Source organism: Klebsiella sp. K47, assembly GCF_051858335.1.
In the GTDB taxonomy this organism is placed as follows: domain Bacteria; phylum Pseudomonadota; class Gammaproteobacteria; order Enterobacterales; family Enterobacteriaceae; genus Klebsiella; species Klebsiella pneumoniae.
This window is the reverse complement of sequence record NZ_JBPYUI010000045.1, coordinates 3,121-23,997: the sequence shown is the minus strand read 5'-3', so window position 1 is coordinate 23,997 and position 20,877 is coordinate 3,121. Positions and strand designations below refer to the sequence as shown.

19 protein-coding genes, 2 tRNA genes and 1 pseudogene (1 of these 22 only partly in view) are annotated in these 20,877 nt (G+C 54.7%); 12 read left to right on the top strand and 10 right to left on the bottom strand.

The window, feature by feature from the left end:
* Nucleotides 1-80: pseudogene (locus RRF55_RS26080) on the bottom strand (type VI secretion system contractile sheath small subunit); the annotation flags it as partial.
* Nucleotides 81-632: 552 nt separating this feature from the next.
* Between RRF55_RS26080 and RRF55_RS26075 the strand changes: the two are divergent.
* Both RRF55_RS26075 and RRF55_RS26070 read left to right on the top strand, forming a co-directional pair.
* Nucleotides 633-1,115, top strand: a complete 483-nt coding sequence (locus tag RRF55_RS26075) for a WbuC family cupin fold metalloprotein (RefSeq protein ID WP_064153625.1) — start codon at nt 633-635, stop codon at nt 1,113-1,115.
* A gap of 367 nt (nt 1,116-1,482) precedes the next feature.
* Nucleotides 1,483-2,364, top strand: coding sequence for a hypothetical protein (locus RRF55_RS26070; RefSeq protein ID WP_040166371.1), 882 nt, complete (start codon nt 1,483-1,485; stop codon nt 2,362-2,364).
* A 9-nt stretch (nt 2,365-2,373) separates the two neighbouring features.
* On the opposite strand, the gene cynR is transcribed toward RRF55_RS26070, so the two are convergent.
* Entirely contained in the window at nt 2,374-3,282 is a 909-nt protein-coding gene (gene cynR, locus RRF55_RS26065) for a transcriptional regulator CynR (protein WP_040170026.1), read from the bottom strand.
* A 132-nt stretch (nt 3,283-3,414) separates the two neighbouring features.
* Here cynR and RRF55_RS26060 point away from each other — a divergent pair, with 132 nt between their 5' ends.
* The 3 genes from RRF55_RS26060 (at nt 3,415) to ypdK (ending at nt 5,477) form a co-directional block, all read left to right on the top strand.
* Nucleotides 3,415-3,873 carry a nucleoside deaminase gene (locus RRF55_RS26060; protein WP_032418583.1) on the top strand — a complete coding sequence of 153 codons (459 nt, stop codon included), beginning with the start codon at nt 3,415-3,417 and terminating at the stop codon, nt 3,871-3,873.
* Nucleotides 3,870-5,066, top strand: coding sequence for a CynX/NimT family MFS transporter (locus RRF55_RS26055; protein ID WP_040170024.1), 1,197 nt, complete (start codon nt 3,870-3,872; stop codon nt 5,064-5,066). Before RRF55_RS26060 ends, RRF55_RS26055 begins: the two co-directional genes overlap by 4 nt.
* Before the next feature lie 339 nt (nt 5,067-5,405).
* A complete protein-coding gene (ypdK, locus tag RRF55_RS26050) occupies nt 5,406-5,477 on the top strand; it encodes a membrane protein YpdK (RefSeq protein ID WP_099119320.1) in 72 nt (23 codons plus the stop codon).
* A 70-nt stretch (nt 5,478-5,547) separates the two neighbouring features.
* Here the strand turns inward: ypdK and alaC are convergent, their stop codons facing one another.
* Nucleotides 5,548-6,762: an alanine transaminase gene (gene alaC / locus RRF55_RS26045; protein ID WP_002913372.1), complete on the bottom strand. Its 1,215-nt coding sequence runs from the start codon at nt 6,760-6,762 to the stop codon at nt 5,548-5,550.
* Nucleotides 6,763-6,850: 88 nt separating this feature from the next.
* On the opposite strand from alaC, the gene RRF55_RS26040 reads away from it, so the two are divergent.
* A complete protein-coding gene (locus RRF55_RS26040; protein WP_004188912.1) occupies nt 6,851-7,036 on the top strand; it encodes a phytanoyl-CoA dioxygenase in 186 nt (61 codons plus the stop codon).
* Here RRF55_RS26040 and RRF55_RS26035 read toward each other — a convergent pair.
* On the bottom strand, nt 7,033-7,146 hold the full coding sequence (locus RRF55_RS26035) for a hypothetical protein (RefSeq protein ID WP_032415287.1): 114 nt from the start codon (nt 7,144-7,146) through the stop codon (nt 7,033-7,035). The genes RRF55_RS26040 and RRF55_RS26035 overlap by 4 nt on opposite strands.
* Here RRF55_RS26035 and RRF55_RS26030 point away from each other — a divergent pair.
* Entirely contained in the window at nt 7,145-8,842 is a 1,698-nt protein-coding gene (locus RRF55_RS26030) for a sensor histidine kinase (RefSeq protein ID WP_004149230.1), read from the top strand. The genes RRF55_RS26035 and RRF55_RS26030 overlap by 2 nt on opposite strands.
* 11 nt (nt 8,843-8,853) lie before the next feature.
* The gene (locus RRF55_RS26025) at nt 8,854-9,591 is read left to right on the top strand and encodes a LytR/AlgR family response regulator transcription factor (RefSeq protein WP_002913374.1); all 738 of its coding nucleotides are present in this window, start codon (nt 8,854-8,856) and stop codon (nt 9,589-9,591) included.
* A gap of 53 nt (nt 9,592-9,644) precedes the next feature.
* Here the strand turns inward: RRF55_RS26025 and glk are convergent, their stop codons facing one another.
* Nucleotides 9,645-10,610 (bottom strand): glucokinase, encoded by a 966-nt coding sequence (gene glk, locus RRF55_RS26020; RefSeq protein WP_002913377.1) that lies wholly within the window; start codon nt 10,608-10,610, stop codon nt 9,645-9,647.
* 263 nt (nt 10,611-10,873) lie between these two features.
* On the opposite strand from glk, the gene RRF55_RS26015 reads away from it, so the two are divergent.
* Nucleotides 10,874-12,109, top strand: a complete 1,236-nt coding sequence (locus RRF55_RS26015; protein WP_004154521.1) for an ion channel protein — start codon at nt 10,874-10,876, stop codon at nt 12,107-12,109.
* Here the strand turns inward: RRF55_RS26015 and RRF55_RS26010 are convergent.
* Nucleotides 12,106-13,767, bottom strand: a complete 1,662-nt coding sequence (locus RRF55_RS26010) for an alpha-keto acid decarboxylase family protein (RefSeq protein WP_023280392.1) — start codon at nt 13,765-13,767, stop codon at nt 12,106-12,108. The two genes, RRF55_RS26015 and RRF55_RS26010, sit on opposite strands and share 4 nt — an antisense overlap.
* 180 nt (nt 13,768-13,947) lie before the next feature.
* Here RRF55_RS26010 and RRF55_RS26005 point away from each other — a divergent pair, with 180 nt between their 5' ends.
* Nucleotides 13,948-14,940, top strand: a complete 993-nt coding sequence (locus tag RRF55_RS26005) for an aldo/keto reductase (RefSeq protein WP_064153621.1) — start codon at nt 13,948-13,950, stop codon at nt 14,938-14,940.
* Between the two features lie 130 nt (nt 14,941-15,070).
* Nucleotides 15,071-15,430 (top strand): DUF2502 domain-containing protein, encoded by a 360-nt coding sequence (locus tag RRF55_RS26000; RefSeq protein ID WP_002913419.1) that lies wholly within the window; start codon nt 15,071-15,073, stop codon nt 15,428-15,430.
* 57 nt (nt 15,431-15,487) lie between these two features.
* On the opposite strand, the gene RRF55_RS25995 is transcribed toward RRF55_RS26000, so the two are convergent.
* Nucleotides 15,488-16,729, bottom strand: coding sequence for an Nramp family divalent metal transporter (locus RRF55_RS25995; RefSeq protein ID WP_032415289.1), 1,242 nt, complete (start codon nt 16,727-16,729; stop codon nt 15,488-15,490).
* 346 nt (nt 16,730-17,075) lie between these two features.
* Between RRF55_RS25995 and nupC the strand changes: the two genes are divergently transcribed.
* Nucleotides 17,076-18,278: a nucleoside permease NupC gene (nupC, locus tag RRF55_RS25990; RefSeq protein WP_002913423.1), complete on the top strand. Its 1,203-nt coding sequence runs from the start codon at nt 17,076-17,078 to the stop codon at nt 18,276-18,278.
* Nucleotides 18,279-18,326: 48 nt separating this feature from the next.
* Here nupC and RRF55_RS25985 read toward each other — a convergent pair whose 3' ends face one another.
* From RRF55_RS25985 to RRF55_RS25975, 3 genes are all read right to left on the bottom strand, one after another.
* Nucleotides 18,327-20,498: an EAL domain-containing protein gene (locus RRF55_RS25985; RefSeq protein WP_032438088.1), complete on the bottom strand. Its 2,172-nt coding sequence runs from the start codon at nt 20,496-20,498 to the stop codon at nt 18,327-18,329.
* 209 nt (nt 20,499-20,707) lie between these two features.
* Nucleotides 20,708-20,783, bottom strand: a tRNA-Ala gene (locus RRF55_RS25980).
* 41 nt (nt 20,784-20,824) lie between these two features.
* Nucleotides 20,825-20,877, bottom strand: a tRNA-Ala gene (locus RRF55_RS25975); it runs 123 nt beyond the window's last position.

Sequence of the window (20,877 nt, the reverse complement as noted above, 5' to 3'; positions counted from 1 at the left end):
TTTTGCGCGCCGCCGGTATGAAGAGATAATTTGAGATTAATGCGCGCCCTGGGGATTTCATTCTGGAACGTATCAGCCACTTTTGTCTTTTTCCTTAGTTAATTATCATACGCATTTTCGCCTTATACTTAATAAGGCGCAATGATAAAACAACGCTGAACAAAACAGCAAGCCACCTACTATTAGTAAAACTACAAAACAAATACAGCAATAATTCATATCAATAATGAATGATAATTACATCAATTATTAAAGATAAAAATCACATAACATTAAAATACCCCACACCATAAAACCATCACTTAATGACTTAATTAATCGCCATAAACTTTCTTTAAATCAAGATTGATATATTAAGAGCATCAATGTTAATAACTATATTGATATAGCAGTATGAAGAGTTATAACAAAAGATGTATTGAGCACATTTACACTAATACTCAACAAACAAATGACTTACTTTCACATTTCTACAGCTACCTGCATGATGTAACGATGTGACGGTATCATCTGTTACCGATGATGTAGACACATGTATCGCAATTCTGCGTACAATACCCCTTGGCTTAAACAGTCACAAGCCACTACCCCGGTGTAATCTTCTCCGGACAACAAAGGAGCCAGGCGTTGATATGAAACAGATCACCCTCAGCGATATGCAGCAGCAGAGCGAAGCGGCAGCCAGTGCTCCGCGCCTGCGTGCCCATCGCAATTTTCATCCCGAACTAAGCGACCCGATACAGCGTCTGGCCATCGCCATGGAACCCGGCACCTACATCCGCCCCCACCGGCACAGGCATACTTTCGAACTTTTGCTGCCGCTGAAAGGCCGATTTGTGGTACTGAATTTTGATGACCACGGCGTGGTTACCCGCCGGGTGGTGCTGGGTGAAACCTGCACGGCGCTGGAAATGGAAGCCGGTACCTGGCATACGGTGCTCTCACTCGACGCTGGCGGGATGGTTTTTGAAGTTAAGCAAGGTGCTTATCAGCCGCTTGCCGAAGTTGACACTATGGCCTGGGCGCCTGCTGAAGGCCAGCCAGGCACTGCCGAAATGATGGCCTGGTATGCCATCGCGCAACCGGGTGACCGCTTCCTGTCTATGCCGCAATAACTACAGGTAGGTTCGACAGGCGCCGCAGGCGTCTGTTTGATACTTCCTGCCGACCACAAAGTTTGCCAAATTGACCGTCCCTTTTTTCGTGCTCCGCTCATACTCACCTTAAATATTGCTGCTAAACAGGAAGAAACGCTTATATTCAGCAAACTATTTTTCTCTACGAATAAGAGATGATAAGATAACGGGAAAGAGTAAATATGCGGCAGCAAAACAATAAAAACAGCCAATTTATCGATATATTATTCTCAATGTGAATGGATTTTGTTAATCAGGTAAAGGAAGTCAGCAGAAAAAATAAATCATTGTCATTGATACTTTTGCTCACCATGGCGATTTATTTTTTCATCGACATACAATTCTTATGAATATTACAGAACGGAATATCTGGAAGCTAAATAATTTACCGCCAATGGAGTATTGCTCTCTGGCGCGGGCGCAAAAATTATTAAACTGCGAACTGGAAGACATTCTTCACTGGCATGATATAGGCGCAATCAATCTATGTCTTAAGCTTAACCCAACGCCGGGAATATTAAAAATCGCCGTCCTCTCCCATCAGGAAAAAGAGGTAACCAGCGCGTTTAATCCATTTACCTCAGTCGAGGCAGGAGAAACAGTCTGGTCGCATCACTCCCATATCCGCAGCATTCTGCGGCTTGAAGGCGATATTCCGACGATGGAAACCCTGCGCGGAAATACGGTAACCCAGTTCAACGTAAAGGTATTTGCTTCAGGGCTCTGGCATCCACACTGTCGGAACCTAATGGCGCTGCTGGAGGCGCCAGATGATATTCTTTACGAAAACCGCCTCAGCATGATGCTGCCGGATAAACCATTTGTTTATTGTCATTTCATTCCAGAGGAAGACGAACGCCCCTCGATATCATTGAACCGCATCTATATCACCAGCCAGGCCATTGAGAAAATATACGCCCACAGTATTAGCGCCCGGCCTATGGACGTGACGAAAAATCCGCTACTGGATCAAACCCGTTACATCCAGCAGGAATTAACCGTCCTGCCGCAAAGTGAGGTATTGCTGGAATTTATCCATTATCTTGTTCAGTCCCATACTGTATTTAATGAGAAGTTGCAGAGTATGGCTGAGCCAGACAAGACTCAGCTCTTTCATCACGTGCTGGAAAGGCTTAAGGAAGAAGGCATGCTTATAGAGAATGCCCAGCCCGATGAAGGCGATATCGGCAGCGAAGCCAGCCGTGAGTCGCAGTTCGCCGGCGAGTAACGCAGTCCTTCAGGCAAGGGACTGGCGGTTTTCCTGCTCAATCGTTATCGCGTTCTCTCGGGCCAGGGTGATGAATTCGCGCGCTGCGGCGCTCTGCCAGGCGCCCTGCCGCTGCAATAAACAGGCCGTGCGCTGCAGCAGCGCAGGTCTTAGCTCAATCGCCACCACATCATCAAACTGCCCGGCGATCGCCGCCGGCAGCAGCGTTGCTAACGTTGTGCTTCGAATAACCGACAGAACGGCCCCGATGGAGTTGGCCTCCATCCGCACGTCTGGTTCGAGCCGATGAAGGCGGCAATAACGATCAATCTGCTCGCGGGTAGCAAACTCGCTGCTCAGTAAAATTAGCGGCTGGGCGTCGAGAGCCTGAAGTTGCAAGTCGCGCTCTCCTGCCAGCGGATGCGCACGGCTCACCACCAGCGCAAGCGTTTCCGTCAGCAGCGGCTGAACCACAATTTCCTGTGACCGGCTGTCGTCAAAGGCAATCCCCACATCCAGTACATCCTCCAGCAGCATCGCCTCCATCCGCTCCTGGTTCATCTCCTGGATAAGCACTTTTACTCCAGGATAGCGTCGGTAGTACGCCTCCATCAGCGGGCCCAGCATATAGGTAGTGAAAGTTGGCGTCATAGCAATGCGGAGTTTACCGTGCTGGAGATCTTCTGCGTCATGCAAGGCGCGCCGACCTTCCTCAAGCTCGCGTAACGCGCGACGGGCATACTCCAGCCAGATCTCACCGGCATCGGTCAGGCGAATACGTCGGCCAGAGCGGTCGAAAAGCTGAACCTCCAGCATCGCTTCCAGCTGGCGTATCTGCTGTGACAGTGCAGGCTGGGAGACATGCAGCGCCGCGGCGGCGCGGGAAAAGCCACAATGTTCAGCCACAGCGATAAAGTAGGAAAGTTGGCGCAGAAGCATCGGCCCATCTATAAGAAATTCCAATAGGCATTATCATAAATAAGTCTTTTAATTTATGAAACAAGAGACGTACCCTCTTCGCACGACCCTCAACATATTTCACCTTTAACATCGTTTTATGCAGGAGTGACTATGTCCGCTCACGATCGTTATCTTCAGCGCGCATTAGTGCTGGCAAAACAAAACATTGCTGACGGTGGGCGCCCCTTCGGCGCCGTGCTGGTGCGGAATGATGAGATTGTCGCTGAAAGCGTCAATACCTTTCATCTGAGCGGTGACCCAACGGCGCATGCCGAACTGAACGCCGTTCGCGATCTTGCCGCCAGACAGGGAAGCGCGGCGTTGCGCGAATGCGTCATCTATGCCAGCGGACAACCTTGCCCTATGTGCCTGAGCGCGCTCTATTTAACCGGCGTGCGGGAAGTGTTTTTCGCCAATAGCAATCAGGACGGGGAGCCTTTTCAGCTCTCGACCGCCGCGATTTATCAGCAGCTGCAGCAGCCGCTGGCCCAGCAAACGCTGCCGATCCATCATCGCCCGCAGCCGGAGGGAACTGAACTTTATCAGCGCTGGGCGGAACGGCAGTCATGACACCAGCGCTGCGACAGAACCTGACGCTGGCAGTCCTGGTACTGACTGGGATCAATATGCGGCCGCTGCTTACCTCCATTGGTCCTTTGCTGCCGGACATCCGCGCAGCCAGCGGCATGAGCTATACCCTGGCCGCACTCCTGACCGCGCTGCCGGTGATCGCGATGGGGGTGCTGGCGCTGGCCGCTGGCTGGGTCGATCGCTATATCGGTCAAAAGCGCAGTATTGCGCTGAGCCTGCTGATTATCACGGCAGGCGCCCTGCTGCGGGAAATCGCCCCGAATAGTGGCTTACTGCTCACCAGCGCTCTGGCCGGAGGAATTGGCATCGGCATTATTCAGGCCGCCATCCCGGCGGTAATTAAGCACCTCTTTCCCCGACGGACGCCGCTGGTGATGGGACTATGGTCAGCGGCGCTGATGGGCGGCGGCGGGTTAGGCGCCGCGTTCACCCCATGGCTGGCGTCACATAGCGCGGCCTGGCATGATGCGCTAGCCTGGTGGGCGCTCCCTGCGCTCCTGGCTCTGTTCAGCTGGCTGGCGATTTGTCGGCAATTGCCTCGCGCACCGCATCAGGCCAGCGCTTCCCCCCGGGTCGCGATTATTGGCCAGCGCCGCGCCTGGACGCTGGGACTCTATTTCGGACTGATCAATGCCGGTTACGCCAGCCTGATCGCCTGGCTGCCTCCTTACTACATCCAGCTAGGCGACAGCGCCCAGTACAGCGGTTCGCTGCTGGCGCTGCTGACCGTCGGGCAAACCGCCGGCGCGCTGCTGCTCCCGGCGCTGGCTCGCCAGGAGGATCGGCGCCAGCTTCTTCTGCTAGCGCTGGCGCTACAGCTGATTGGCTTCTGCGGCTTTATCTGGCTGCCAGAGCATTTCTCTGCGCTCTGGGCCATTGCCTGCGGCGTGGGGTTGGGCGGCGCGTTTCCTCTGTGCCTGGTGCTGGCGCTGGATCACGCCGGACAACCGGCGGTGGCCGGCAGGCTGGTAGCCTTTATGCAGGGGATCGGATTTATCATCGCCGGTCTGTCGCCCTGGCTTTCCGGCCTGCTGCGTAGCCTGAGCGGGAACTACACGCTTGACTGGTCCTGGCATGCGATCTGCGTCCTGCTACTCATGGCGCTGACGCTGCGCTTTATCCCGGCACACTACCCGGCCGAGTGGCGACAGCGCGCCTCAGACCTGCCCTGAACCGACGGCGGCGCGTGGCAAAGATAATGCCGCGCGCTCTCGTTGGCCTTCTCCGCCCGCCCCATCGCTAAAACCCGTTTCCTTCGCGTCGCTGGCGCTAAATTTATTACCCTGTGAAATTAATGTGTCGCCGAATCACGACACTCGTAAGTAACTAAAAATTAATAAAAAAATGCCTCTTGTTTCCCTGATTTTTTAGGCGTACATTAGCGCTATCTGGAGCACTAAACGCACAGAATTACGGGCTGCTGCAGGGTGAAGTTACACTGGCGACAGCCCTTGAAAAAACAGAACAATTAATTCATTTGAACGTCGCACAAGCGCGTGGAGTGATGAGTCGTGAAATACTTCTTTATGGGCCTCTCTTTTATGGTCATCGTTTGGGCCGGTACTTTTGCCCTGATGATCTAGACTGCAGCGGTGTCAAAAAAAACGGGAGCCTTCATGCTCCCGTTTTTATTTTGCCGTGCTGCCCGCAGCGCTAGCTCGCGGAGGCCAGCAGACCATCCGCGCGGAACATCGCCTTGATACCGCGGATCGCCTGGCGCGTACGGTCCCGGTTCTCGATCAGCGCGAAGCGGACGTGGGTATCACCATAGTCGCCAAAGCCAATCCCCGGCGAGACGCAAACCTTCGCTTCATTAAGCAGCTTTTTCGCAAACTCCAGCGACCCCATGGCGGCGTAAGGTTCCGGTATTTTCGCCCACACGTACATAGACGCTTTCGGACACTCCACCATCCAGCCGGCCTCATGAAGCCCTTTGACCAGCACATCGCGACGGCGCTTATACTGTTCGGCAATATCGCGCACGCACTGCTGATCGCCCTCCAGCGCAGCTATCGCCGCCACCTGCAGCGGAGTAAAAGTCCCGTAGTCATGATAGCTTTTGATACGAGCGAGGGCATTCACCAAAGTCTTATTACCCACCATAAAGCCAATGCGCCAGCCGGCCATGTTATAGCTTTTCGACAGGGTAAAGAACTCGACGGCGACATCCCGCGCGCCGGGCACCTGCATGATGGAGGGCGCTTTCCAGCCGTCATACACGATATCGGCATAGGCCAGATCGTGGACGACCAGAATGTCATACTGCTTCGCCAGAGCGACAACCTTTTCAAAGAAATCCAGTTCGACGCACTGCGCGGTCGGATTTGAGGGAAAGCCAAGGATCATCATCTTCGGCTTCGGATAGCTCTCGCGGATGGCGCGTTCCAGCTCGTTAAAGAAATCCACCCCTTCCACCAGCGGCACTGAGCGCACCTGCGCCCCGGCGATTACCGCACCATAGATATGAATCGGATAGCTGGGGTTCGGCACCAGTACGGTGTCGCCATGATCCAGCGTCGCCAGCATCAGGTGCGCCAGCCCCTCTTTCGAACCAATGGTGACGATCGCTTCCGATTCCGGATCGATATCGACGTTATAGCGTTCTTCATACCAGCGTGAAATGGCGCGACGCAGGCGCGGGATCCCCCGCGAGGTAGAGTAACCATGGGTGTCAGGCCGTTGAGCAACGGTGCAGAGTTTTTCCACGATATGCGGCGGCGTCGCGCCATCGGGATTACCCATACTGAAATCGATAATATCTTCGCCGCGCCGACGCGCAGCCATTTTCAGTTCAGCAGTAATGTTAAAAACGTACGGAGGGAGACGATCGATACGCGTAAAACGGCGTTCAGGACTGGATTCAGCCATAGGTTCCTCTAATTAACGTTAGCGCCCGGACCGTCCGAGCGACGCTGCCGCTGTTGCGGCTCGTTTAGAAAATAACCTGAAAAAATTCATGTTGTCGAGAGGCCCGTTAAAAAATATTCCCTGGCATATAAAACGGGTATCGACTGCGCTAAATGCGGCAGTTCATTGGCGGAATAATCCCGGGTTGTATAAAAGTGGTAACACACTGATATCTTTCTTAACACAGAATATTATCGTTAATGGCGAAGACCGCCGCTATCGCGATGCTTTTTAATTAATCCCCTTTAAAAAGTGCAACTTTTCCGCTTTATGGTTCCACGGCTGGTCTTCTGCCGTCAGGTTTTTTATCATGTCCCTTTCTGGCCACTGACGCGGCGCACCCATGCACGAAATCTTTACTATGATGCTGGCGGTCTATGATCGTGCGGCCCTGATGCTTATTTGCCTCTTTTTCCTTATTCGCCTGCGCCTGTTCCGCGAACTGTTGCATAAGTCGGCCCATACTCCGAAAGAGCTGCTGGCGGTGACAGCCATTTTCTCGCTGTTCGCGCTATTTAGTACCTGGTCCGGCGTCCCGGTTGAGGGGTCCCTGGTGAACGTGCGCATTATCGCCGTGATGTCCGGTGGGATCCTGTTTGGTCCCTGGGTGGGCGCGATTGTCGGGGCGATTGCCGGCGTGCACCGCTATTTGATTGATATCGACGGCGTGACCGCGGTGCCCTGCTTTATCACCAGCATTGTCGCCGGCCTGCTGTCGGGGTTGATTAATCGTAAAGTGGCCCGCGAACAACGGTGGAAAATCGGCATTCTGGCGGGGATGATGTGTGAAACTCTGACCATGATCCTGGTGGTGGTCTGGGCGCCTTCCCTGAGTCTCGGCGTAGATATTGTTTCGAAAATTGGTATCCCGATGATCCTCGGCAGCGTCTGCATCGGCTTTATCGTGCTGCTGGTGCAGAGCGTTGAAGGGGAAAAGGAGGCCAGCGCGGCGCGGCAGGCGAAACTGGCGCTCGATATCGCCAACAAAACCCTGCCGCTGTTTCGACACGTTAACAGCGATTCTCTGCGCCAGGTTTGCGAGATTATCCGCCGCGACATTACCGCCGACGCGGTGGCGATCACCAATACCGAGCACGTGCTGGCCTACGTGGGCGTCGGTGAAGCCAACTATCAACGCCACGACGATATGATTAGCCCCACCACCCGGCAGGCGATTCGTTATGGGAAAATCATCATAAAAAACAATGACGAAGCCCACCGTACCCCGGAGATCCACTCCTTGATGGTGATCCCGCTGTGGGAAAAAGGGGTGGTGACCGGCACGCTAAAAATCTATTACTGCCACGCCCATCGCATCACTTCGACGCTGCAGGAGATGGCGATTGGCCTGTCGCAAATAATCTCCACCCAGCTGGAAGTCTCCCGCGCCGAACAGTTGCGGGAGATGGCCAACAAAGCGGAGCTGCGCGCCCTGCAAAGCAAAATTAACCCGCATTTTTTATTTAATGCGCTGAACGCGATCTCCTCCTCGATTCGCCTTAATCCGGACACCGCGCGCCAGCTCATTTTTAATCTGTCGCGCTACCTGCGCTATAACATCGAATTAAAAGACGATGAGCAGATTGATATCAAACGAGAGCTGTATCAGATCAAAGATTATATCGCTATTGAACAGGCGCGATTCGGCGACAAGCTGACGGTCATCTACGATATTGACGACGACGTCAGCTGCGTGATCCCGAGCCTGCTTATCCAGCCGCTGGTGGAAAATGCCATCGTTCACGGTATTCAACCCTGTAAAGGCAAAGGCGTGGTGACGATCGGCATTAACGAGTGCGGCAATCGGGTACGCATCAGCGTTCGCGATACGGGCAACGGTATCGATCCCGCCGTGGTCGCCCGCGTGGAAGCCGATGAGATGCCGGGTAACAAAATCGGCCTGCTCAATGTGCATCATCGGGTGAAACTTCTCTACGGCGAGGGTTTGCATATCCGCAATCTGACGCCGGGAACCGAAATCGCCTTTTATGTCCCCAATAACTCTACGCCGCAGGCGCTGACGGAGTCGCTGTTGTCATGAGCGGAGAAAAGATGAAAGTTATCATTGTGGAGGATGAGTTTCTGGCCCAGCAGGAGCTCTCCTGGCTTATTAACACCCATAGCCAGATGGAGATCGTCGGCAGCTTTGACGACGGCCTGGACGTGCTGAAATTTCTCCAGCACAACAAGGTCGACGCCATCTTTCTCGATATCAATATTCCGTCGCTCGACGGGGTTCTGCTGGCGCAAAACATCAGCCAGTTTGCCCATAAACCTTTTATCGTCTTTATCACCGCGTGGAAAGAACATGCGGTGGAAGCCTTTGAGCTGGAAGCCTTTGACTACATCCTGAAACCTTACCAGGAGTCGCGCATCATCAATATGCTGCAAAAGCTGACCACCGCCTGGCAGCAGCAAAATAACGCTGCTTCAGGATTAGCCAGCGCAGCGCCACGGGAAAACGACACCATCAATCTGATCAAAGATGAGCGGATCATCGTCACCAGTATTCATGATATTTATTATGCCGAGGCACATGAAAAGATGACATTCGTCTATACCCGCCGGGAGTCATTCGTCATGCCGATGAACATTACTGAATTCTGCAGCAAACTGCCCACCGCGCATTTCTTCCGCTGCCACCGCTCGTATTGCGTAAATCTCAGCAAAATTCGGGAAATTGAGCCGTGGTTCAACAACACCTATGTGCTGCGCCTGCGTGACCTGGAGTTTCAGGTTCCGGTCAGTCGCAGTAAAGTGAAAGAGTTTCGCCAGCTGATGAATCTGTAGAGAGCGGAAAGCACCGCCATCCGGGCTACGACGGTAGCCCGGGAGAAGAATGCTTAAAGCACCTGGCCCAGCGTCTGACGCAGATGCGCGCCGGAGCCCAGCAGGCCTGGGTTATCATGCACAATCAGGTAAACCGGGATATCCTGAACATAAGCTTTAAAACGGCCTTTGTCTTCAAAACCGCCGCGGAAACCAGAGGCTTTAAAGAACTCCAGGAAGCGCGGCACGATGCCGCCGGCGATATACACCCCGCCAAACGTCCCGAGGGTCAGCGCCAGGTTACCGCCGAAGCGTCCCATAATGACGCAGAACAGCGACAGCGCCCGACGACAGTCGGTGCAGCTGTCCGCCAGCGCTCGCTCGGTCACCTCACGCGGCTGCAGGTTCTCCGGCAGTCGGCCGTCCGATTTGACAATCGCGCGATACAGGTTGACCAGCCCGGGACCTGAGAGCACGCGTTCTGCGGAAACATGCCCCAGCTCGGCGCGTAGCTCTTCCAGAATGATCCCTTCTTCTTCGCTGTTCGGGGCAAAATCAACATGACCGCCTTCGCCCGGCAGGCTGACCCAACGCTTATCAACGTGGACCAGATGCGCCACGCCGAGCCCGGTCCCGGCGCCATAAACGGCGATCGGTTTGCCCGCTACCGGCGCACTGCCGCCAAACTGAATAAGGTGCTCAGCTTTCAGCATCGGAATGGCCATTGAAACAGCGGTAAAATCGTTAATTATCTCCAGATGGGCAAAGCCGAGGTTACGCTTCATTTCGGCGATAGAGAAAGCCCAGGTATGGTTGGTCATCGCCACCCAGTCGCCGGTAATCGGGCATGCGATGGCGATACAACCTTCGTTGACCGTTACCTGGTGCTCCTCGAGGTAGACGCGCACCACTGCCTCCAGACTGGGGTAATCGAGCCCGGAATAGGTCTTTGCGCGAGAGATCTCTCCACTCGCCAGATCACATAGCGCCAGGCGGGCGTTGGTCCCCCCGACATCTCCTACTAAAGCAAATTTTGTCATTCCGTTACGGCTCCGCTAAAGTCAAAATAAATCTTTTGGCACACTGTAAATTCATGGCGGCTTAACAACAACGTCCAACGCGCAGACGCCCCTTGTTTAGCGACACAGGTCACATTTAGTTTGTAATCTATGCAAGGTAGCCTGTAAAGGACGCGCCGGATATCAGATGTCACCTTAACTTTATCGTTTCAGCACCATTTGCATCGACGGTCTCCGCTGACGAAGGCAAAGTAGTGCTCCAGCACTTTTACAAGGACATTTCCATGCTCCATCCTCGCGCCAGAACAATGCTGATCCTGTCGGTGCCGGCCATCCTGATAGGCATCGCCTGCAGCCTGATCCTGATCGTGGCGATGAAGGTTGCCGCGCTGCTGCAGCGCGTACTGTGGAGCAATCTGCCCGCGCAGTTGGGGGTGAGCGCCGACAGCCCGCTGTGGATCATCGCCATGCTGACGGCGACAGGCATAGCGGTGGGTCTGGTCATTCGTTACAGCCCCGGGCACGCCGGGCCGGATCCAGCGACCGAGTCGTTAATCGGCGCTCCCATTGCCACCGGCGCGCTGCCCGGACTCCTGGCCGCACTGATCCTCGGCCTCGCCGGCGGCGTCAGCCTCGGCCCGGAGCATCCGATTATGGTGGTGAATATCGCGCTGGCTGTCGCCGTCGGCTCCCGACTGTTTCCGCGCGTCAGCTCGCTGGACTGGACCATCCTCGCGGCCTCAGGCACCATCGGTGCCCTCTTCGGTACCCCGGTTGCCGCCGCGCTGATTTTTTCGCAAACCCTCAATAGCAGCAACGATACGCCACTGTGGGATCGCCTCTTTGCTCCCCTCCTCGCCGCCGCCGCCGGCGCGTTGACGACGGGTCTGTTTTTCCATCCCCATTTTTCGCTGCCGATCCCGCACTATGGTCAGATGCGCTTCGTTGATATTCTCAGCGGCATTATCGTCGCCCTGATCGCTATCGCCGTCGGCATGGTGGCCGTCTGGTGTCTGCCGCGACTGCATGCCCTGATGCATCGGTTGAAAAATCCAATCCTGACCCTCGGCATCGGCGGGCTGCTGCTGGGGATCGTGGGGACGATAGGCGGGCCCTTAACGCTATTTAAAGGGCTGGATGAGATGCAGCAGCTGGCCTTCAGCCAGACGCTAACCGCCGCGGATTTTCTGCTTATCGCGCTGGTCAAACTGGCGGCCCTGGTTCTTGCCTCAGCCAGCGGCTTTCGCGGCGGGCGAATTTTCCCGGCGGTGTTCGTCGGGGTAGCGCTGGGGCTGATGCTGCATGCTCATGTTGACGCGGTGCCGGCGGCAATCACCGTTTCCTGCGCGATCCTCGGCATGGTGCTGGTCGTCACTCGCGACGGCTGGTTGAGCCTGTTTATGGCCGCCGTGGTGGTCCCGGATACGACTTTGCTGCCGCTGTTGTGTATGGTGATGCTCCCGGCCTGGCTGCTGCTGGCCGGGAGACCGTTGATGATTGCCAAACGGCATACCGATTAAACGCGGCTGTTTCGCTCCTCAAGGGCCTGCGTCACCGCGCGCAGGAAATCGGGGATATCCATTTTCGGCAGCATCACTTCTACCAGAGTGAGGGTATCGGAGGTGATGCTCTCCGTCATCGCCTCCCGCAGTTCAGACGTCTGAGTGACCCGTCGGCAGCGCGAAGCAACGTCAGGGGCGAAGGCTTCCGGCAGCCGCTGCCAGTCCCACAGAGCGATGTCATTGTAGCGCTGCTCTGGACCATGAATCGCCCGTTCCACGGTATACCCTTCGTTATTCAGCAGCAGAATAAGCGGCTTTTGCTTATCACGCAGCATGGAGCCCATCTCCTGAATGGTCAGTTGGGCCGCGCCATCGCCGACAATTAGCACCACCCGCCGCTCCGCCGCCGCGGTTTGTGCGCCATAGGCGGCCGGGAGAGTAAAACCAATCGAGCCCCACAGCGGCTGGACGATCAGCGATGCTTCAGAGGGCAGCTTCAGCGCCGCAATGCCAAAGGCGGCCGTCCCCTGATCGGCGAGAATAATATCCCCCGGACGCAGGGCGCCCTGCACCGTCGCCCAGAAATTTTTCTGGGTCAACTCGCCTTCAGCGCCCTCCTCAGCCTCCGGCGCCACGATCTGAGGTGTAGCCCACTCCGCCGCCAGCGGGGCGGAAAGCGTCATCAGCGCGGCCAAAGCCTTATCCATCGGCACCCCGCTGAACCAGTGATCGCCCACCCTGACGGCGAAGGGCTGGATCTCAATAGTCTTTTCCCGCGCCAGATGTTGGGTAAATCCTGCGGTGATGGTGTCGGTGAAGCGCGTGCCAATGCAGATGATGGTGTCGGCGTTTTCAATCGCCTCCCGGGTCTGCGGCGCGCTGGCAATCCCGCTGTAGGTGCCGACAAACCCGCTCTGCTGCTCATCAAACAATCCCTTGCCCATGAGCATCGTCGCATGGGCGACAGGCGTTTTCGCCACCCACTCCCGGAGCGTCTTCTGCAGGCCATAACGTTGCGCCAGGAAGTCCGCCAGCAGGGAAATGCGTCGGCTGCTCCGCAGCAGGCGGCTGGCATGTTCGCAGAACCCGGCAAGCTGGTTTTCATCCGCCGGAGCGGGCTCCACCAGCAAGCGCTGGGCTGGGGCAATCGCTGCCGCTCTGGCGACATCGGCTGGCAGCATCAAATAGCCGGGGCGATGATGCGTCAACATATCGCGCAGCACACGGTCGATTTCATGGCAGGCGTTGCCGGCGGTCAGCAGCGCCTGGCTACAGGTGATCTGCTCGCTCATGCGGGCGAAATGGCGAAAATCGCCATCGCCGAGGGTATGGTGCAGCAGTTCGCCGCGCTGCTGGGCGCCGGTAGAGGGCGCACCGACAATATGCAATACCGGAATATGTTCCGCATAGCTACCCGCAATGCCGTTCAGCGCGCTCAATTCGCCGACGCCGTAAGTGGTCAGCAGCGCACCGGCCCCTTTGATGCGCGCATAGCCGTCAGCGGCATATGCCGCATTCAGCTCGTTGGCGCAGCCGACCCACCCCAAGGCGCTGTGCGCGATGACGCGATCGAGAAACTGTAAGTTGTAATCTCCCGGCACGCCGAACAAGCGGTCAATACCGCAGTCGACAAGGCGATCCAGCAGATAATCTCCAATAGTGTAGGTCGGTTGCATATCCATTATCCTCATTTTGGTGCAGGTGTAATTTGAGTATTGAATAAGCGATCCGCCTGTCCAGATGGGAGGTGATAATGGCAGTGTAAAGCAATAATTACGCAGAAAAAGCAGTGTACTCCACGCAGAACATTGTTTAGTGTAAACGTATACACACCCTGTTTTGTCGGCGGAGGAAGAATGGTTTACCAGGCAAGCACCACGCGATATCAAACGATGGAGTACCGTCGCTGCGGCCGCAGCGGTCTGCAACTACCGGCCATTTCCCTTGGCCTGTGGCATAACTTTGGCGATGAAACGCGAGTGGAAACCAGCCGGCAGAGGCTCCTGCACGCTTTTGACCTCGGTATAACCCATTTCGATTTGGCCAACAACTATGGGCCGCCGCCGGGCTCGGCGGAAAGCAACTTTGGCCGTATCCTGAAAGAGTCGCTCCTGCCTTATCGCGATGAGTTAATCATCTCCACTAAAGCAGGTTACACGATGTGGGACGGCCCTTACGGCGACTGGGGATCGCGAAAATATCTGGTAGCCAGTCTTAACCAGAGCCTTAAACGCATGGGGCTGGAATACGTCGATATTTTTTACCATCACCGGCCTGATCCACAGACGCCGCTGATGGAAACGATGCGTGCGCTCGATCATCTGGTTCGTCAGGGTAAAGCGCTATATGTCGGGATCTCCAACTATCCTCTGGCCCAGGCGCGGGAGGCGGTGAAGATCCTTAACGACCTCGGCACCCCCTGCATCATCCACCAGCCTCGCTACTCGATGTTCGAACGCGGCGTGGAAGAAGGACTACTGGATTTTCTGCAGACGGAAGGGATTGGAAGCATAGCGTTTTCACCGCTGGCCGGCGGGCAACTTACCGACCGCTATCTCAACGGCATTCCGGCCGACTCGCGCGCCGCCAGCAGCAGTCGTTTTCTGCAGCCGGAGCAACTGACTCCAGCCCGATTAGAAAAAATTCGTCAGCTTAACAGGCAGGCGGAAGCGCGTGGGCAGAAGCTGTCGCAAATGGCGCTGGCCTGGGTGTTGCGCGAAGAGAAAGTCACCTCAGTGCTGATCGGCGCCAGCAAAACCGCGCAACTGGATGATGCCGTCGGCATGCTGCAGAATCGCCATTTCACCACCGAGGAGTGCGCGGCCATCGACGCCATTCTTGCGCTGTAAAGCAAATGTTACTTTAGCAAAAAGTGCTCTTTCCTGCGCTTTCGGAGTTCGTCCGATGCGGCGGGTCTTTACCGACCCGTAATATCAGGTTAACAGGCCGCTTACGGCCCCGATCGTGAAGGAGAAGAGTATGTTCAGGTCACTGATTCTGGCAGCAGTACTGCTGGCCGCAGGGCCACTGGTCGCTAACGCTGGTGAAATCACCCTGCTGCCGTCGGTAAAATTACAAATAGGCGATCGTGACAATTACGGTAACTACTGGGACGGTGGCAGCTGGCGCGACCGTGATTACTGGCGTCGTCACTATGAATGGCGTGATAACCGTTGGCATCGTCATGACAACGGCTGGCACAAAGGCTGGTACAAAGGCAGAGATAAAGCCTGGGAGCGCGGCTATCGTGCTGGCTGGAACGACCGCGATGACCACCGCGGCGGCTGGGGACGCGGCCCGGGTGGGCGCGGTCACGGTCATGGACATGGCCATCACTAACAAACGAAAAGGGGAGCCCATCGGCTCCCCTTTACTTTATTCAGCATCAGGAATCAATTAATCCACCCCGAGCAGCGACCCCACTATTAACCAGCCGTTCAGGCTCACCACAATAGCGACTATCGCCCAGCCGATGCCTCTCACCCAACGGGTATTCACCAGGTCCCCCATCAGCTTCGCATTGCTGGTAAATATCAGCAGCGGCACCAGGGCAAGCGCAATGCCAAAGCTGAGCAACACCTGACTCATTACCAGGATGCGCGTAGGATCCAGCCCCAGCAGAATGACGACAAACGACGGCAGCATGGTGATCGCCCGGCGAAACCACAGCGGAATATGAAAGCGGATAAATCCCTGCATAACGACCTGACCTGCCAGAGTGCCCACCACGGTCGACGATAAACCGGCGGCAATCAGGCTGAGGCCAAAGATGGTCGCCGCCGCGTGGCTCAGCAGCGGCTCCAGCGTCATGTAGGCCTGATCGAGATCGGCGACGCCGGTATGGCCATTAAAGTGGAATGCCGCCGCAGCGGTCGCCATCATCGCCAGATTGACGAACCCGGCAATGGTCATGGCGATCGCCACATCCCAGCGGGTCGCGTTATAGCGTTCTTTTCGCGTTCCGCCATGCAGATGCTGGGTAAGCGAGGAATGTAAGTAGATAACGTGCGGCATAATGGTCGCCCCCAGTACCCCGGCGGCTAAGAATACCGCCTCCCCGTTGGGCAGCGTGGGGATCACCAGCCCTTTCGTCAGAGGAGCCAGCGCGGGCTGGGAAAAGATCAACTCCACGACATAGGCCACGGCGACAAACAGCAACAATCCACCGATCACCTTCTCCAGTGGTTTTTGCCCGCGCCGCTGCAGCATCAGGATCAGAAAAGTCGCCACCCCGGTCAGCACCGCCCCCTGCAGAAGCGACACGCCGAGCACCAGCTTAAAGCCAATTGCGGCGCCGATAAATTCAGCCAGATCGGTGGCCATAGCGATAATTTCCGCCTGTACCCAGTAAAACCAGACAACAGGACACGGGTAATGGTCGCGGATCTGCTCGGCCAGGTTTTTGCCGGTGGCAATGCCCAGTTTGGCAGAAAGCACCTGGATCAGCATCGCCATCAGGTTAGCCCACACCACGACCCACAGCAGCTGGTAGCCAAAGCTGGCGCCGGCCTGAATGTTAGTGGCGAAATTACCCGGATCGATATAGCCAATGGCAGCGACGAAAGCCGGGCCCATTAAGGCGAGCTTCACCTTGCGCGCGGCGCGACTACTGCTATTCTCAACGCGACTGCTAGTCATCTTCTGCCTCTGGAAATATAGCCTTTGCTATGTTTCATGCTATCAAAATGCGAATGATTATCAAGTTCATTTAGAATGGAGATAATGATTGCTGTGATAGAAGGGAACAATAGCTGGCCGGAAATGGAATACGGGCGTCAGAAAACGAGATCCAGCCCGCTATTAAGAGTAGTACAAGAATGCAACTTTTAAAACCTTTACGTAACATAACAAAAGTGGATGTTGGATCACTATTTTTGCCATTGGTCACAGTTCCTTGCAATAGTGTGCAATTGATCTCGTTTTCTTTAAAGCCGTTGCATAGAATGTGCACGGAAATTTAACCTGCCTCATATTTGGAGCAACTATGGACCGCGTCTTGCATTTTGTCCTCGCGATCGTTGTGGTGGCTATACTGGCCCTGTTGGTCAGCCATGACCGCCAAAAGATCCGTATTCGTTATGTTGTTCAACTGCTTGTCATTGAAGTCCTGCTGGCCTGGTTCTTCCTCAACTCCGATATTGGTCTGGGTTTTGTGAAAGGATTTTCCGAGATGTTTGAAAAACTCCTCGGGTTTGCCAACGAAGGGACAAACTTCGTGTTCGGCGGCATGAACGATAAAGGCCTGGCCTTCTTCTTCCTCAAAGTTTTGTGCCCTATCGTCTTCATTTCGGCTTTGATCGGCATTTTGCAGCATATTCGTATCCTGCCGATTGTCATTCGCGCGATCGGTACCGTCCTGTCGAAAGTTAACGGCATGGGCAAGCTGGAGTCCTTCAACGCCGTGAGCTCGTTGATCCTCGGCCAGTCGGAAAACTTTATCGCGTATAAAGATATTCTCGGCAAAATGTCGCGCAACCGCATGTACACCATGGCGGCGACGGCGATGTCCACCGTGTCCATGTCCATCGTAGGCGCTTACATGACCATGCTGCAGCCAAAGTATGTCGTTGCGGCGCTGGTGCTCAACATGTTCAGCACCTTTATCGTTCTGTCATTAATTAACCCTTACCGCGTGGAAGAGAGCGAAGAAAATCTGCAGATGTCGAATCTGCACGAAGGTCAGAGCTTCTTCGAGATGCTGGGCGAGTATATTCTGGCAGGTTTTAAAGTCGCGATTATCGTGGCGGCGATGTTGATCGGCTTCATCGCGCTGATCTCGGCGCTGAATGCCCTGTTCGCCACCGTGACCGGTTGGTTCGGCTATAGCATTTCCTTCCAGGGTATCCTCGGCTATATCTTCTACCCGGTTGCCTGGGTGATGGGTGTGCCGGCAAGCGAAGCGCTGCAGGTGGGCAGTATTATGGCTACCAAACTGGTCTCCAATGAATTCGTCGCCATGATGGATCTGCAGAAAATTGCCTCGACGCTCTCCCCGCGCGCGGAAGGCATTATCTCTATCTTCCTGGTCTCCTTCGCCAACTTCTCATCTATCGGCATTATTGCCGGGGCGATCAAAGGTCTGAACGAAGAACAGGGCAACGTAGTTTCTCGCTTCGGTCTGAAGCTGGTGTACGGCTCCACGCTGGTTAGCGTGCTGTCCGCCTCGATTGCGGCGCTGGTTCTGTAACACACGTCAGTCATCTGAGCCGGGCAATGCCCGGCTTTTTTTTGCCCGTCATTCACCCAGCGGCTGTGGTTTACCGATCAGATAACCCTGCAGATAATTCACGCCCAGCTCCAGCAAGCGCGCTTTTTGCGGTTCGCTTTCGACATATTCCGCCACCACGCTCATCTGTTTCGCCCGCGCCATCTCGACAATCGATTTCACCATGATGGCGTCCAGCGGGTCCATGAGGATGTCGCGGACGAAGCAGCCGTCAATCTTAATGATATCGGCCTGTAAATGTTTCAGACGTTCATAGTTCGCATAGCCGGTGCCAAAGTCATCAATAGCGATGGCGCAGCCAAACGCGCGCAACGCTTCAAGATTTTGCCGACTGGTGTCCGCATTAGAGAAGGCCTGCTCTTCGGTCACCTCAATAGTTATAAGTTCTGGCGAGACGCTATAGCGTTGAAACAGCGCGATAATCTGCCCTGCGCTGTTCTTTTGCATCAGAGTTGCAGGCAGCAGGTTGACCGAGAAGCGCTGGCCGGGATGCTTATGGAGCATACTGAACAAGGTCTCCAGCACCAGCATGTCAAAACGTTGGCTGAGGTTAAACTGCACAATCAGCGGAATGAATCGGTCGGGCATAATGACGCTATCGCCACAGCGCATGCGCGTGAGGATCTCATGATAACCCTCCCCCTCCGGATTCTGAATCGGTTGCGCATAGAGCATCAGCGCGCGATCTTTGAGCACTTGCTTGACGCGCATAAGGAGGCGCACCTGCTCGGTAGTTTGATCCACCACCAGATCCTGCTCCTCGTCCAGCGCCAGCACCCGACGTTCACTGCCCGCCTGTTCGGAAAGCCAGCTTAGCTGGCCCAGCATCTGGTAAAGTCCCTCACCCTGGCCGTCATCGCGGCCCCAGGCCGCGCCAAACTCCAAATCCAGCGGCTGATTGTGCCAGCTGAACTTTTTGTGGTTGAGGACCGCGACCATATGGTTCAAGCGGGACGACGGCTCCGGTCCATCAAGCACGAGGATCAGTTCGCTGCCCGGTACCTGGAAGACTTTATCCGCCGCTCCCAGCAGCGGTTGCAGCGCCCGAATAATCTGCCGTTTACAGTCCACCCCCATCATCAGACCATAATGCCGACTGAGAAAGTCGAGATTATCAATACGCAGGCTGCAGATAGCCTGCTGAGGACAGCTCTGTAAATGGCTCTCCAGCGCGCGCAGGTTAGGCAAGCCGGTCAGCGGATCCTCTTCCGCCTGGCTACGCCAGCGGCGTTTGTTGCGGTCGCTGCGGGCATAGATGTCGGCCATATAAAACAAACAGATAGTAAAGGAGATCAGAACCGACAGCACAAAGGAGAGTGAATACTCGCTTTGCACCCCCTGGAGAAAGTTTTTGTTATATACCACCAGCAAAAAGGCCGAGACAGACCATGAAATACGCAATAGCGCATGGCCTATTCGACTGATACCGATAAAGTAGACAATAAAAATAACCGGAACTAAATAACCGGCAATAAATTCAGACTGATACGGCGCACACAATAGCGTTAATATCACCGCCAACGCGATAAACCAATATAGGGTAAAGGAGCGATATTGCGGTGCCAGCCACGGTAAACATTCCTGCTGCCAGAAACGTCGGGCGTAGCGCGGACTGATAATCATCCGCATTGGATAATAAAGAAACGTCGTAAAAATTAATGCCGCACTGATTAAACTTTGGATATCTATTACAGTATAAATCAACGGCATACTACCAAAGTAACTGGTAATAGCTAATGGAAACGCAAAATATTGTCCGGCGAGATACATGGTGATTTTCAGGAGCACCGGCGCGAAGAAGCCGCCCCAGAAGATCCGCGCCCCCATATGCTTTGCCGTTGGACCGCAGCGCCAGCGCTTCCCCACCAACAGTCGCAGAATAGCGCAGGAGACAAACACGGCGAACAGTTGACAAAAAAGTAAGATAAACGCCTGCGGCAGCGTTAATTTAATGAGAAAACTATTGGTGATGGCAAACGCGAGAATTAATGGCGCAATTGCATAGCGGCCAAAGATAAAAATAACAGAAAACATCACGCTGATTGGCAGCCAGGCAATATAAATAAGGTTGCCGTCAATTATCGTTTGCGGTGAAATAAAACGAGCCAGCGGAATAGCGACTAAACAAATGATAAAGGCCAATAGAGTTTTTTTGATATTAATGTTAATTTTATCAAGCATTATTGTTAATTAAAACTCCAGAAACCTCATCACGTTTAATGGGGGAAATGTTATGTTGCTTATTTAGGGCAGGCAAGGCGAATTATCAGGAAATAGTCTGAAATTACTTTCGATTTTAATTGCTGGAGATTAACTGACGTAACCAGAAAGTGCTTTACATGAAACCCGCTAAAAACAAAAACCCCCGCCGAAGCGAGGGTTCTGAATTTTGGTGGAGCTAAGCGGGATCGAACCGCTGACCTCTTGCATGCCATGCAAGCGCTCTCCCAGCTGAGCTATAGCCCCACAGGACTTCTTTACGAACCAAATCCGCTGGGTGCAGAATTTGGTGGAGCTAAGCGGGATCGAACCGCTGACCTCTTGCATGCCATGCAAGCGC